Origin of the sequence: Paracoccus sanguinis, assembly GCF_012689545.1 — a bacterium.
GTDB classification, from domain to species: domain Bacteria; phylum Pseudomonadota; class Alphaproteobacteria; order Rhodobacterales; family Rhodobacteraceae; genus Paracoccus; species Paracoccus panacisoli.
Genome location: NZ_CP051542.1, coordinates 3,149,712 through 3,163,267, shown reverse-complemented (window position 1 = coordinate 3,163,267; position 13,556 = coordinate 3,149,712). Strand labels below are relative to the sequence as shown.

The window sequence follows — 13,556 nt, the reverse complement described above, 5'->3', positions numbered from 1 at the left end:
GTAAGATGTTTACTTTCTGTTCTTATTCGCTTGACGGGCTTCGATCAATCCTATTTTATCCTATTTCATCCACAGATGGTTGGGGATGACATGACCGAGCACCACACGCTTTCCGACCGCCTCAGAGCCCGGGCCAACCAGCTCGGCATCAGCCCCGCCCATGTTGCCGAGATGGCCGGCGTGAACCGTTCCTTCGTCTACGACATCCTCCGTGGTCGCTCCGCGCGCCCGGGCATCGATCGGCTGGCCGAAGTCGCCCGCGTGCTGAAGGTGGATCGCGACTGGCTGATCCATGGCATCGGAGAGGTCGAGGGCACGCCCCCCTTCGTCGAGAACCCCGACGATGCCTTCGTGGCCATCGCCCACGCCACCCCGCGCCCGGCGATGGGCGGCGGCGCCGTCGTGACCGAGGACGGCGACACGCCCGGCCGGGTCTATCATTTCCGTCGCTCCTGGATCCGAAACAGCCTCAAGGCCACCCCGTCGCAGCTGCGCATCATGCATGTGGAGGGGGACAGCATGGCGCCGACGCTCCTGAGCGGTGACGCGGTGCTGGTCGACATGACCCGGCGTGCGCCCAACCCACCCGGCATCTTCGTGCTGGATGACGGGATGGGGCTGGTCGCCAAGCGGCTCGAGCACATCCCCAACAGCGACCCGCCCGCGGTGCGCGTCATCTCCGACAACAAGCACTACCCCGAATACGAAAGAACGGCCGACGAGATCCACATCGTCGGCCGCATCCGTTGGTTCGCGCGGGAGATCTGAGGTGATTGCGTTCCGCGAGGTCGATGATGCCGATCCGGCGCTGGTGTTCTCGCCGCTGGTGCGCGGGATGGAGAAGACCTTCGCCTGGGTAGACGAGCATGGCGGCATTCCCCTGACGCCGTCCAGGGCCTTCAAGCGGGTCTTCGTGCACTGGGCCGCGGCCGAGTTCGACCGGCCCGCCCACACCGAGGCGGACCTCTTCGCCGTCAACAAGGTGCTGAACGAGCCCGACTTCGCCCCGCTCATGGTGCTTCACGACCTGATGATCGCGATGAAGCTCGGGCGGCACTACAAGGGCGAATTCCGGCCAACCAAGGCTGGCCAGGCACTGGCGGGCCATCCCGGTCGGATTTTCGGCACGGTCGTCCCGTTCTTCCTGTTCCGGATCAACCACGCCAGCATGTCTCGCTTCGAGGACGCACCGATACTCGGCAATTGGGACGTGTTCCTGAACGTGCTGAACGTCGAAACCGAGGACGGCACCACCGGCGCCCACCTCCGCCGCGTGCTCTTCGGAGAACCCGAGATGGGGCCGTTGCCGCGCTACGACGAGGTGATGGGCCAGCTGTACATCCAGGTGCTGCGCCCGCTCTGCTGGGCGGGGCTGCTAAAGCAGGGACGCGGCACGGCTAGCTATCGCTTCGAGGAGGCGGTATTCATGAAGACGCCGCTCTGGAGATCGGCGCTGGTTCTCGACACCGATGCCCAGGTCGCGCCGGCGATTCGTCACTGAGGCTCCGCCGGTTCCTATCCTCTGCGCAGGCTTACGCGGGACTCCCATAAGCCTTTGAATCCGATTGTTTTCGGAGGGTGTACGGGTAGCGTTTCCCCCATGCGAAACGTGCCGACAAATCCACAGCGGGGTTCAAACCCGCTGCCGCCCGACCAGATGACTCCCGCCGAGCGCCGCGGCGAACTGTGCGGCCTGCTGGCGCTCGGGCTGGTCCGCCTGCAGCTGCGGGAACAGGGCGAACCTTCTGACGATACTGGAGAAATTCGCCTACACTCTCCGGCCGACCGATGCCGTCATGCAACTCCAACTCACCGGAGACCCGCATGACGACCCACGATCCAATTCTCGCGCGCCTGGCTGCGCTGAAAACCGCCACGACGCCGGAACTGAAGGCGCAATGGCGCGATCTGTTAGACAGCGAACCGCCGCCGTTCAACCGGCGTTACCTGGAGAGCCGGCTGGCCTATCGCATCCAGGAGCTCGCCTATGGCGGGCTGAAGCCCGAGACGATCCGGCGGCTGGAACGGCTGGGCGAGGAACTCGACGGCGGTGACAAGAGGAAGCGCGGCATGCGCCTCGACCGTGACCGCCCCATCACCGGCACGCGGCTGCTCCGCGAGTGGCAAGGTGTCGAGTACATCGTCACCGTCACCGCCGACGGCTTCGAATGGCAGGGGCGGCCGTACAAGTCGCTGTCCGCTATCGCGCGCGCCATCACGGGCACGCGCTGGAATGGCTGGGTGTTCTTCGGCCTCAAGAATCGGAGGGCGCGGACATGACGAAGGCCCCTGCGAAATCAGGAATGGTCCGGAAACTCCGGTGCGCGATCTACACTCGGAAATCCTCCGAGGAAGGGCTAGAGCAGGAGTTCAACTCGCTCCACGCCCAGCGCGAGGCATGCGAAGCCTACATCGCCAGCCAGCGCTCAGAGGGCTGGGTGCTGGTCCGCGATCAGTATGACGACGGCGGCATCTCGGGTGGGACTCTGGAACGGCCCGGCTTGAAGCGGCTGCTCGAAGACATCGAGGACGGGCTGGTTGATGTCGTCGTGGTCTACAAGATTGACCGTCTCAGCCGCTCGCTGGCCGATTTTGCCAAGCTGGTCGAAGTGTTCGACCGGAACGGCGTAACCTTCGTCTCCGTGACGCAGTCGTTCAACACCACCACGTCGATGGGCCGGCTGACTTTGAACATCCTGCTCTCGTTCGCCCAGTTCGAGCGGGAGGTCACGGCCGAGCGCATCCGCGACAAGGTTGCAGCGAGCCGGAAGAAAGGCATGTGGATGGGCGGCGTCCCGCCCTATGGCTACCGGGTCGAGAGCCGGAAACTGGTCATCGACGACGAGCATGCCGAGCAAGTTCGCTTGATCTTCACCCGCTTCCTCGAGATCGGATCCGGGACGGAACTGGCACGCGAGGTCGCGAAGCGCGGTATCCGCACGCCACGGGGCAACCGGATCGACAAGAAATACCTCTACCGGATGTTGAATAACCGCGCCTACATCGGCGAAGCGGTCCACAAGGGCGACAGCTTCCCCGGCGAGCACGACGCCATCATTGACCGCCAAACATGGGACCGCGTCCACGCCATTCTGCAGGAGAGCCCGCGCAAGCGGGCGATGCGAACACGCGCCGAGTCGCCGGCACTGCTGAAGGGTCTGCTGTTTGGACCCGACGGCGCGGCGTTCTCGCCGACGCACACCCGCAAGGGCGAAAAGCTCTACCGCTACTACGTAAGCCAGACGGTGCTTAAGCATGGTGCGGGTTCGTGTCCTGTTGGACGCGTACCGGCAGGGGAGATTGAGGCGGCAATCATCGACCAGCTGCGCGCCGTGTTTCGCCAACCCGAGATCGTGGCGGGCACGTGGAAGGCCGCGCGCGCCCACGCCGACGACATCACCGAGGCCGATGCTGACCTGCCACGGGCTTTTTCCTCCATCTGTGACTAGAGTCCGGCCCAACGAGAGGACGGACGAAGATGAAGAAGGCACGACGGACCGAGGAACAGATTATCGGTATCCTTCAGGAGCATGATGCCGGCGCGAAGTGCGCAGATCTGTGCCGCAAGCACGGCATGTCGGAAGGCACATTTTACGCTTGGAAGGCGAAGTATGGCGGGATGACGGTGTCGGAGGCGAAGCGGCTGAAGGCACTCGAGGACGAGAACGCCAGGCTGAAGCGCTTGCTGGCTGACCAGATGCTCGACATGGCTGCGATGAAAGAACTGCTGTCAAAAAAGTGGTAACGCCCGCCGTGAAGCGCGAGGCTGTCGCGCACCTGAAGGCCCATCTCGGGCTGTCGGAGCGGCGGGCGTGCCAGATTGCCGGGGCGGACCGGACGATGGTGCGCTACCAGTCCCAGCGAGCGCCGGACACGGCGCTGCGCGGGCGGTTGCGGGATCTGGCCAACGAGCGGCGCAGGTTCGGCTACCGGCGGCTGTTCGTGCTGCTCAGGCGCGAGGGAGAGCCATCCGGGATCAACCGCATCTATCGGCTTTACCGAGAAGAGGGCTTAACCGTGCGTAAACGCAAAGCGCGCCGCAAGGCCCTCGGAACGAGGGCACCGATCCTGATCGAGACACGAGCCAATGCACGGTGGTCGCTGGACTTCGTCCATGACCAGTTCGCCTGCGGGCGGCGCTTCCGGGTGCTGAACGTGGTTGACGACGTCACCCGCGAATGTCTGGCGGCGATCCCGGACACCTCGATTTCGGGCCGCCGCGTGGCTCGGGAACTGACGGCGCTGATCGAACGCCGCGGCAGGCCTGGAATGATTGTCAGCGATAACGGGACAGAGCTGACATCGAACGCGATCCTGAAGTGGTGCGCCGAGCACAAGGTCGAATGGCATTACATTGCGCCGGGCAAGCCGATGCAGAACGGGTTCGTCGAAAGCTTCAACGGCAGGATGCGGGACGAGCTTCTGAACGAGGCCCTGTTCCGCAACATCGCCCATGCCCGTGACCTGATCGCTGCCTGGGTCACGGATTACAACACCGAAAGGCCCCACTCGGCCTTGGGCTACCAGACCCCTGTAGGGTTTGCCGCGAACCTGAACCCCGCAATCGCCCGCCCCGCTGCGCGAGATGAAAGCTCCGCGCGCCGGGCGATTGCTCAACCCGCGCCAACAGGCGTAAACAAAAACCGGGCTCAGGTCGCCGTTGGATGAAAGTTCAGTGGCAGGTCAATACCCGCGCGGCCCTGCAGCAGCTCGATCCGATGTGGGACGAGCTTTTCCCGGCCGAACAGGCGCGCATCGTGGCGCTGCTGGTTGAGCGGGTGGAGATAGGCAGGGACGGGCTGAACGTCCGGCTCCGCGTCGACGGGCTCGGCAGCCTCGCGCGCGAGATGCTTGCCGGCGGCATCGAGGCGGCCGCATGAACCGCAGCACGCCGATCCCGGAGACTGTGACGCTCCACGTCCCGTTCCGGATCGTGAAGCGTGGCGGGAAGAAGGAGATGCAGTTGCCCGAGGGCGCCACGCAATCGCAGCGGACTGACAGCACGCTGGTCAAGGCGCTGGCCCGTGCGTTCCGATGGAAGCGGATGCTCGAGTCGGGCGAATACGCCACCATCGCCGAACTGGCCGAACGAGAGGGCATCGCGCCCTCCTACATGACCCGCGTCCTGCGGCTCACGCTGCTCGCGCCTGACATCATCGACGCGATCCTGGACGGGAAGCAGGGGCCGGAGGTGACGCTCGCGCAGGTGCTGGAGCCGTTCCCGCTCACATGGCAGCATCAGGCGCTGCATTTTTCTCTGTAGGGTGAAAACTGCAATTTGAAGGATTGACTCTAGGGGCGGGTTCTCCTAGATCTCTGTAAATCGCCTTACAGAGGTTTCTTTCATGCGGCTCGCGGAGCTCTCGGACATTCACTCCGGCTACACGGCGCGCGGCAGGCTCGATCCGCTGTCGGAGGGTGGCGTGCCGGCGCTTCAGCTGCGTGACGTCGGAACGAACGGCGAAGCGCCAGGACCAGACTTCCAGAGGTACGACCTGGCCAAGCTGTCCGACCGATACTTCGTCCGCGGCGGCGAGGTCGTCTTTCGATCGCGTGGCGAGCCGAACGCCGCGGCGGCCATTCCCGCTTCGCTGCCGGAGCCCGTCGTGGTCATCGTTCCGCTGGTGATCGTTCGCCCTGACAGGGCCCGCGTTCTCCCAGAATACCTCGCTTGGGCCATCAACCAGCCCGACGCGCAGCGCAGGCTCGGCGCGGAAGCGCAGGGCACAAGCCTCAGGATGATCCCGATGGGGGTCCTCGAGAACCTCGAGATTGCCGTGCCTGACCTGCCCACGCAGAAACGTATCGTTGAACTCGATGCCCTCGCCCGGCAGGAGGGACAACTGCTCCGTCAACTCGCCGCTCGCCGCGAAGAACTCGTAAGCGCCATTCTCGGCGAGGCCGCAAAGGCCGCCGACCAGAAGGAAATTGCCTGATGACCGATCAGATTACGCAACAGCAGATCAACCAGACCGCCTGGGCGGCCTGCGACACCTTCCGGGGCGCCGTCGATGCCGGCCAGTATAAGGACTACATCCTCGTGATGTTGTTCCTGAAGTACATTTCGGACCTCTGGAACGACCACCTCGAGACCTACCGCAAGCAGTATGGCGACGACGAGGCCCGCATTCGCCGCCGCCTCGAGCGGGAGCGCTTCATCCTGCCCGAGGGCGCCAGCTTCTACGACCTCTACGCTCAGCGGAACGAGGCCAACATCGGCGAGCTGATCAACATCGCGCTGGAGAAGATCGAGGACGCGAACCGCGCGAAGCTCGAGGGCGTCTTCCGCAACATCGACTTCAACTCCGAGGCCAATCTCGGCCGCCCGAAGGATCGCAACCGCCGCCTGAAGAACCTCCTCGAGGACTTCGCCAAGCCTGCCCTCGACCTGCGTCCGTCGCGAGTGACAGAGGACATCATTGGCGAGTGCTACATCTACCTGATCTCGCGCTTCGCCTCGGACGCCGGAAAGAAGGCGGGCGAGTTCTACACGCCCACCGCCGTCTCGCGCCTGCTCGCCAAACTGGCGGCGCCCCAGCCCGGCAACACGATCTGCGACCCCGCCTGCGGGTCCGGCTCGCTGCTGATCCAGGCATCGCAAGAGGTTGGCTCCGAGAATTTCGCGCTCTACGGGCAGGAGGTGAACGGGGCGACCTGGGCGCTGGCCCGCATGAACATGTTCCTGCACGCCAAGGACGCCGCCCGCATCGAGTGGTGCGACACGCTCAACAGCCCGGCGCTGGTCGAGGGCGACCACCTGATGCGCTTCGACGTGGTGCTCGCCAATCCGCCGTTCTCGCTCGACAAGTGGGGCGCGGAGGACGCCGACAGCGACCAGTACAAGCGCTTCTGGCGCGGCGTGCCGCCCAAATCCAAGGGCGACTACGCCTTCATCACCCACATGATCGAGATCGCCAAGCGCCAGTCCGGCCGCGTGGCGGTGATCGTGCCGCATGGCGTGCTGTTCCGGGGCGGCGCCGAAGGGCGCATCCGCCAGCAGCTCATCGAGGAGAACCTGCTCGACGCCGTGGTCGGACTGCCGGCCAACCTGTTCACCACCACGGGGATCCCGGTCGCCATCCTGATCTTCGACCGCTCGCGCGAGGAAGGCGGCGCGAACGAAGGCCGGCGTGATGTGCTGTTTATCGACGCCAGCAAAGAGTTCACGCCGGGCAAGACCCAGAACGTGATGGACGAGGCGCATGTGGCGAAGGTGCTGGAGACCTACGCCACCCGCGCCGAGGTCGAGCGGTATTCGCATCGGGCGAGCCCGGAGGAGATCGCCGAGAACGGCTTCAACCTCAACATCCCCCGCTACGTCGATACCTTCGAGCCAGAGGACGAGATCGACGTCGCCGCCGTGCAGAAGGACATCCTGCGGATCGAGGCCGAACTGGCCGAGGTGCGGGCGAAGATGGCCGGGTATCTGAAGGAGCTCGGCGTTGATGCGTGACCTGGAATTTCAAGCGACTGACTGGCCCGAGACAACGCTCGGAGACGTCTGCACGTTTCGTGGAGGCAGCGGGTTTCGCGAGTCCCATCAGGGCCAATCGAGCGGCGACCACCCGTTCATCAAAGTCAGCGACCTGACGATCGACGGCAACGAGAAGTATATAACCACGGCCCAGAATTGGGTTTCCGCAGCTGCACTGCGGGAACTGCGTGCCACCCTCCAGCCTGCGGGGGCCGTGGTGTTCGCGAAGGTTGGCGCTGCACTCAAGCTGAACAGGCGGCGAATTCTTGGGCTCCCGACTGCTATCGACAACAACATGATGGCGGCCATACCGGACAAGCAGCAATTGGACGGCGAGTTTCTCTACTACTTTCTTCTGATGCAGGACCTTGGGCGGTTCAGCCAGGAAAGTGCTGTTCCGTCAGTCAACCAGGGGCATCTCTCATCCATCGAGATCAGCCTTCCCCCACTCCCCGAACAGCGCAAGATCGCCGAGATCCTGCGGACCTGGGACGAGGCGCTCGAAAAGCTCAACGCCCTCCGCGCAGCGAAGGCGCGGCGGCACCGCGGGCTCACGATGGCGTTGGCCTTTGGCGCCAACCAGCTCGACCGATTCCGCAGGACCGACGAAGTCGCGCCGTACCGGTGGTTTAAGCTTCCCGCATCCTGGAGCTGCCAGCACATCGGTGATCTGGCCGATGAAATTTCGGAACGGAATGGTGGAGGGGACCAGCACGAAGTCCTTTCCTGCTCGAAACACGACGGTTTCGTGCGATCGCTGGAGTACTTCAAGAAGCAGGTCTTCAGCGCCGACCTGACTGGCTACAAGAAGATCTGGCGCGGCGATTTCGGCTTTCCCAGCAACCATGTCGAGGAAGGGTCGATCGGCCTCCAGAACCTGACCGACATCGGCGTCGTCAGCCCCATCTACACTGTCTTCCGCTTCGACCCGGACCAGGTGAATGCCGAATATGCCTTTGCGGTTCTGAAGACCGAACTCTACAGGCACATCTTCGAGGTCAGCACCAGCGCCTCAGTAGACCGGCGCGGAAGCCTCCGCTGGAGCGAGTTCTCCCGCCTCCCGTTCCCGGTCCCGCCGCTGGATGAACAAGAGGCCATCGCCGATGTCCTCCGAACGTCGCGGCGCGAACTGGATGCTCTCACAGACGAGATCGAAGCCCTGACCCGACAGAAACGCGGCCTCATGCAGAAGCTGCTGACGGGCGAGTGGCGCGTGAACACGACAGAGGCGACGGAGGTGGCGCAATGAAGTTCATCTACGTCGACGAAAGTGGATCAGAGGGTGAAAGCGACGTCTTTGTCATGTGCGGGCTGATGGTGGACGCCTACAAGCTGCGCAAGAAGACGGCTGATTTCGACAAGATGTTGGCTGAGTTCCTGGCCAAGCATCCGGGATCGAGCACCGAACTGAAGACCAGCAGGTTCATCAACGGGAAGGGCGGCTGGAGTAAGATCTCGCCGGACGAACGGAAGGCGTTCCTCGCCGACATCTGCAATCTCGCAGTCGACAACGGCGGAAAACTCTTCGGCATCGGCTTGTCTTTCGCGGCTCTGGAGGCCGCGCGCGCCGCCGGGCGCGGTCATCCATTCGGTGAGAGCTATTGGCTTGCCGGCGGCATGTTCACCTGCGCACTCGTCCAGAAAAGGATGCAGAGCAAAGAGAAGAGCAAGGGCCTCACCGTCGTGATCATCGACGACAACAAGGCCGGGATGCCGCAGCTCTCGGACGGCCTGTACAATGCAGATGCCTGGTACGACGGACTGTACCAGCTCCGGGGAACCAAGCGCGGAAAGAAAATCTGGCTGCCTCGAAGCAAGTCGGATCGGTTTGATCACATCATCAACACGGCCTTCGCGATCAAGTCGCACCATTCCTCGCTGGTGCAGGTCGCCGATGCGATCTGCTACGTGTATCGTCGGCACCTCGAGATGAAATCCTCGGGCGAAGCCTACCCGGGAGAGGCCGCGTATTACCAAAGCTTGGTCGATATCCTCGAACCCCAGCGAGAGAAACTCGGCCAGTCGCCCGACGCGCCCTGCGTTACATTCTACAAGGCAGCCAGGCACCCGGAGTGGGCGCTATGAGCCCCGAGACCTTCAATTCGAGCGAGAAGCACCAATCCCAGGTACCGGCGCTGCAGCTACTGGTGGCGCTCGGGTTTAAGCCGCTCTCGCAGGACGAGGCACTGCGCCTGCGCGGCGGGCGGCTGCGGAACGTGGTGCTGGACGATGTGCTCGCCGAGCAACTCATGCGCATCAACCGCTTCTCGCATCGCGGCCGTGAGTATGCCTTCGACCTTGAGGACGCGCACGAGGCAATGCGACGGCTCAAGCCCACGCCCGATCGCCTGAAGGGGCTCCGGGGCACCAATCAGGACATCTACGACACGCTCGTCCTCGGCACGACCATCACGAAGTCCATCGACGGCGACTCGAAGAGCTACTCGTTCCGCTACATCGATTGGGAGCGGCCGGAGAACAACGTCTTCCATGTCACTGCCGAGTTCTCGGTCGAGAGGACAGCGTCGAGCCAGACCAAGCGTTGCGACATCGTCACGTTCGTGAACGGCATCCCGATCCTGGTGATCGAGAACAAGCGGCCGACCGAAAGCCTGAAGAAGGCGGACAGCCAGCTGATCGGCTACCAGAACGAGGACAACATCCCGCAGCTCTTCCACTTCGCGCAGCTGCTGATCGGCATGAACCGGAACGAGGCGCGCTATGCGACCGTCGGCACGCCGCGGAAGTTCTGGCAGACTTGGCGGGACGAGGAAGACACCGACGAGGCCATCGCGCCCTTCTCAAACCGCGTGCTCACCGTGGCGGAGAAGGACGCCATCTTCTCCGGCGACTTCGCGGATGCACGCGCCTACTTCGACGCGATGGCCGCCGAGGGCGAGCGCGCGGTCACGGCTCAGGACCGGACGGTGTACGCCCTATGTCGCCCCGAGCGGCTGCTCGACCTCATCCGCCGCTTCACGGTGTTCGATGGCGGCGTCCGCAAGGTTGCGCGCCATCAGCAGTTCTTCGGGATCCGGCGCGCGGTCGAGACGGTCAAGCAGCGCGACCTGAGCGGCGCGCGCAAGGGCGGCGTGATTTGGCACACACAGGGCTCGGGCAAGTCGCTGACGATGGTGATGCTGGGGCGCTCGCTCGCTCTCGAGCGCAGCATCGAGAACCCGCGGATCATCATCGTCACGGACCGCGACGATCTCGACAAGCAGATCAAGGATACCTTCAAGTCCTGTGACCTCGAACCGGTTCGGGCGACGAGTGGGTCTCATCTTCTGGAGCTCGTCCAGAACAAGGCTCCGCTGGTCACCACAATCATCAACAAGTTCGACACGGCGCTGAGGAACAGCAAGCTGGCGGACGACGACCCGAACATCTTCGTGCTGGTCGACGAGAGCCACAGGACGCAGACGGGGCGCTACGGCGGCCACAGCCAGTTCGCCGCCAAGATGCGCCGCCTCCTGCCCAAGGCCTGCTACCTCGGCTTCACCGGCACGCCCCTGCTGAAGAAGGAGAAGAACACGCTTTCGACCTTCGGGCGGCTGATCCACCGCTACGCCATCGACGAGGCTGTCGCCGACGGCGCCGTCGTGCCGCTGCTCTACGAGGGACGACTTGTGGAGCAGCAGGTCTCTGGCACCGTGATCGACCGCTGGTTCGAGAAGATCAGCGAGGGGCTCAACGACAGTCAGAAGGCCGACCTCAAACGCAAATTCTCCCGAATGGACGCGTTGGCCAAGACCGACCAGGCCATCCGAGCCAAGGCGTTCGACATCTCCGAGCACTATCGCCAGCACTGGCAGGGGACCGGCTTCAAGGCGCAGCTCATCGCCCCGTCGAAAGCGGCGGCCGTCCGCTTCAAGGAGGTCCTCGACGAGATCGGCCACGTGTCGAGTGCGATCGTCATCTCCCCGCCGGATGAGAACGAGGGCAACGAGGAGGTCGACCAGGAATCCAAGGACCTCGTCCGCCGCTTCTGGTCGCAGATGATGGCGCGGTACAAGACCGAGGAAGAGTACAATCGCCAGATCATCGATGCCTTCAAGGGTTCCGGCGATCCGGAGATCCTGATCGTCGTCTCCAAGCTCCTCACCGGCTTCGACGCGCCCCGGAACACGGTCCTTTATGTCTGCAAGTCCCTGAAGGAACACAATCTCCTGCAGGCGATTGCACGGGTGAACCGGCTCTACGAGGACGGCGGAACGGAGAAGGAGTTCGGCTTCATCGTCGACTATGAGGGGCTGCTGGGCGAGCTGGACAGTGCGCTGACGACGTACAGCGCCTTCGAAGGCTACGAGGCGGCCGACCTCGCCGGAACGGTGCATGACGTCCGCGAGGAGATCCGCAAGCTGCCCCAGCTGCACGATCAGCTCTGGGATCTCTTCAAACCGGTTCGAAACAAGAAGGACATGGAGCAGTTCGAGCAGCACCTCGCTGACGAGGCGCTGCGCCATGAGTTCTACGGGCGCCTCAAGGCATTCAGCCGCTGCCTGCACATCTCGCTCTCGTCCGACAAGCTGTTCGATGTCTTCGACGAGGCCAAGATCGATGCCCTGAAACGCGACTGGAAGCAGTTCTCCGAACTCAAGCGCTCGGTCCAGCTCCGCTACCAGGAGACGGTCGATGTCCGCGAGTTCGAGCCGAAGATCCAGAAGCTCCTTGATGACCACGTCGTGGCAATGCCGGCGGAAACCATCATCGAGGTGGTCAACATCAACGATCCCGACGCGCTGAAGGCCGTCGTCGAAGAGACGGGGGTGTCCGAGGCCTCGAGGGCCGATCGCATCGCCAGCGCGACCCGGCGGGCGATCACCGAGAAGATGGATGAGGACCCGACGTTCTACAAACAGTTCTCCGAGCTGCTCGAAGAGACCATCCGCACCTACCGCGAGAAGCGGCTGTCCGAGCGCGAATACCTGAACAGCGTCGTGGACCTCGCGAGCAAGGTCGCGCGCAAGGATCGCGGCCGCGATGTTCCGGAAAGCATCCGGGGCGATGAGGATGCGCAGGCGTTCTTCGGGATCCTGGACGGTCAGCTGAAGACCGAAGGCGATGAGCTGGTAGCCGGCGACGATGCCGCAGCGATCGCTCAACAGATCATCGACATCATCAAGTCCCACCTGATCGTGGACATCTGGTCGAACGAGGTGGCCCAGAACAATCTGCGGAACGCCATCGATGACTACTTCTTCGACGTCCTGCGCGACGAAAAGGGCGTCGACCTGCCCGTGGAGGTGCTCGACGAGCTCGAACTGAAGATCATGGACCTCGCCCGGGCCCGGTTCGCAGCATGACGCCGGAATTGCATTGCCTGCAGTACGGTGAGCAGGAGATCCGATACGAAATCGTCCGCCGCCCAAGGAAGACACTGGAGATCGCCGTCGAGCCGGATGCGTCGGTGGTGATCGCGGCCCCGGAAGACGCGACACTAGACGCCATCGAAGCCAAGCTGCGGAAGCGCGCGGCATGGGTGACGAGGCAGCAACGGTACTTTGCCCAATTCCTGCCGCGGACGCCGGAGCGCAGGTTCGTGGCCGGAGAAACGCATCTTTACCTAGGGCGCCAGTACCGGCTGAAGGTCGTCCCGCATGTCCAGGAAAGCGTGAAGCTGATCCGCGGCTTCATCGTCGTGCAGACTCATCGGCCGACCAGGCCGGAAGTAACGCGCGAACTGGTCGACGCCTGGTACCGGGATCGGGCCCACATCAAGTTCCCGGAGCGGATCGAATTCTGTCTCGGCCACTTCCCGGATCCGGAGGCATTCAGGCCGAAAGGTCTCATCGTACGTCAGACCCGGCAGCGATGGGGGTCCATGTCACCGGCCGGACGTCTGCTACTAAACCGCCGCCTCGTGCAGGCGCCGGTCGATGCCATCGACTATGTGATCACCCACGAACTCTGCCATGTGGCCGAGCCTCATCACGGGGCAGCCTTCTTCGATCTCCTCGACAAGGTGATGCCCGACTGGGAGCGCCGGAAGCAGAGACTGGAACGGGCCATGGCCTAAGAACTTCCGAACCCGGTCGCGGCAGCCCCAAACGCGACTCCAATCCAAGCAATTTTGACCTGC

At 63.5% G+C, this 13,556-nt stretch carries 12 protein-coding genes and 1 pseudogene; all 13 read left to right on the top strand.

Annotation, left to right across the window (positions count from 1 at the left end):
* Positions 1 to 90 precede the first annotated feature (90 nt).
* The 13 genes and pseudogenes from HGN31_RS15155 to HGN31_RS15095 all read left to right on the top strand — a co-directional run bounded on the left by HGN31_RS15155 (position 91) and on the right by HGN31_RS15095 (position 13,493).
* Positions 91 to 768: a LexA family transcriptional regulator gene (locus HGN31_RS15155; protein WP_168783736.1), complete on the top strand. Its 678-nt coding sequence runs from the start codon at positions 91 to 93 to the stop codon at positions 766 to 768.
* Between the two features lies 1 nt (position 769).
* A complete protein-coding gene (locus HGN31_RS15150; protein WP_168783735.1) occupies positions 770 to 1,501 on the top strand; it encodes a hypothetical protein in 732 nt (243 codons plus the stop codon).
* 323 nt (positions 1,502 to 1,824) lie between these two features.
* Positions 1,825 to 2,280, top strand: a complete 456-nt coding sequence (locus tag HGN31_RS15145) for a DUF2924 domain-containing protein (protein WP_168783734.1) — start codon at positions 1,825 to 1,827, stop codon at positions 2,278 to 2,280.
* On the top strand, positions 2,277 to 3,449 hold the full coding sequence (locus HGN31_RS15140; protein ID WP_244961057.1) for a recombinase family protein: 1,173 nt from the start codon (positions 2,277 to 2,279) through the stop codon (positions 3,447 to 3,449). Before HGN31_RS15145 ends, HGN31_RS15140 begins: the two co-directional genes overlap by 4 nt.
* 29 nt (positions 3,450 to 3,478) lie before the next feature.
* A protein-coding gene (locus HGN31_RS15135) for an IS3 family transposase (RefSeq protein WP_168781936.1) occupies positions 3,479 to 4,668 on the top strand; the annotation gives its coding sequence in 2 pieces (ribosomal slippage) (positions 3,479 to 3,731 and positions 3,731 to 4,668; 1,191 coding nt in all).
* Between the two features lie 17 nt (positions 4,669 to 4,685).
* Positions 4,686 to 4,880, top strand: a pseudogene (locus HGN31_RS15130) (recombinase family protein); the annotation flags it as partial.
* A complete protein-coding gene (locus HGN31_RS15125) occupies positions 4,877 to 5,263 on the top strand; it encodes a bacteriophage-like protein (protein WP_041375641.1) in 387 nt (128 codons plus the stop codon). The pseudogene HGN31_RS15130 and the gene HGN31_RS15125, both read left to right, overlap by 4 nt.
* A gap of 82 nt (positions 5,264 to 5,345) precedes the next feature.
* Complete coding sequence (locus HGN31_RS15120; RefSeq protein ID WP_168783733.1) at positions 5,346 to 5,936, top strand: restriction endonuclease subunit S domain-containing protein; 591 nt, start codon at positions 5,346 to 5,348, stop codon at positions 5,934 to 5,936.
* Entirely contained in the window at positions 5,936 to 7,453 is a 1,518-nt protein-coding gene (locus HGN31_RS15115; protein ID WP_168783732.1) for a type I restriction-modification system subunit M, read from the top strand. The genes HGN31_RS15120 and HGN31_RS15115 overlap by 1 nt, the downstream gene beginning before the upstream one ends.
* Entirely contained in the window at positions 7,446 to 8,723 is a 1,278-nt protein-coding gene (locus HGN31_RS15110; protein ID WP_168783731.1) for a restriction endonuclease subunit S, read from the top strand. Before HGN31_RS15115 ends, HGN31_RS15110 begins: the two co-directional genes overlap by 8 nt.
* Positions 8,720 to 9,559 carry a DUF3800 domain-containing protein gene (locus HGN31_RS15105; RefSeq protein ID WP_168783730.1) on the top strand — a complete coding sequence of 280 codons (840 nt, stop codon included), beginning with the start codon at positions 8,720 to 8,722 and terminating at the stop codon, positions 9,557 to 9,559. The genes HGN31_RS15110 and HGN31_RS15105 overlap by 4 nt, the downstream gene beginning before the upstream one ends.
* Entirely contained in the window at positions 9,556 to 12,780 is a 3,225-nt protein-coding gene (locus HGN31_RS15100; RefSeq protein WP_168783729.1) for a type I restriction endonuclease subunit R, read from the top strand. The genes HGN31_RS15105 and HGN31_RS15100 overlap by 4 nt, the downstream gene beginning before the upstream one ends.
* Complete coding sequence (locus tag HGN31_RS15095) at positions 12,777 to 13,493, top strand: M48 family metallopeptidase (protein ID WP_168783728.1); 717 nt, start codon at positions 12,777 to 12,779, stop codon at positions 13,491 to 13,493. The genes HGN31_RS15100 and HGN31_RS15095 overlap by 4 nt, the downstream gene beginning before the upstream one ends.
* Positions 13,494 to 13,556 lie beyond the last annotated feature (63 nt).

Excerpts from the sequence above, each read along its gene's own strand:
- HGN31_RS15140 (WP_244961057.1), top strand. The coding sequence starts at position 2,277 with ATGACGAAGGCCCCTGCGAAATCAGGAATGGTCCGGAAACTCCGGTGC.
- HGN31_RS15100 (WP_168783729.1), top strand. The coding sequence starts at position 9,556 with ATGAGCCCCGAGACCTTCAATTCGAGCGAGAAGCACCAATCCCAGGTA.
- HGN31_RS15120 (WP_168783733.1), top strand. The coding sequence starts at position 5,346 with ATGCGGCTCGCGGAGCTCTCGGACATTCACTCCGGCTACACGGCGCGC.
- HGN31_RS15110 (WP_168783731.1), top strand. The coding sequence starts at position 7,446 with ATGCGTGACCTGGAATTTCAAGCGACTGACTGGCCCGAGACAACGCTC.
- HGN31_RS15095 (WP_168783728.1), top strand. The coding sequence starts at position 12,777 with ATGACGCCGGAATTGCATTGCCTGCAGTACGGTGAGCAGGAGATCCGA.
- HGN31_RS15115 (WP_168783732.1), top strand. The coding sequence starts at position 5,936 with ATGACCGATCAGATTACGCAACAGCAGATCAACCAGACCGCCTGGGCG.
- HGN31_RS15155 (WP_168783736.1), top strand. The coding sequence starts at position 91 with ATGACCGAGCACCACACGCTTTCCGACCGCCTCAGAGCCCGGGCCAAC.
- HGN31_RS15145 (WP_168783734.1), top strand. The coding sequence starts at position 1,825 with ATGACGACCCACGATCCAATTCTCGCGCGCCTGGCTGCGCTGAAAACC.
- HGN31_RS15125 (WP_041375641.1), top strand. The coding sequence starts at position 4,877 with ATGAACCGCAGCACGCCGATCCCGGAGACTGTGACGCTCCACGTCCCG.
- HGN31_RS15105 (WP_168783730.1), top strand. The coding sequence starts at position 8,720 with ATGAAGTTCATCTACGTCGACGAAAGTGGATCAGAGGGTGAAAGCGAC.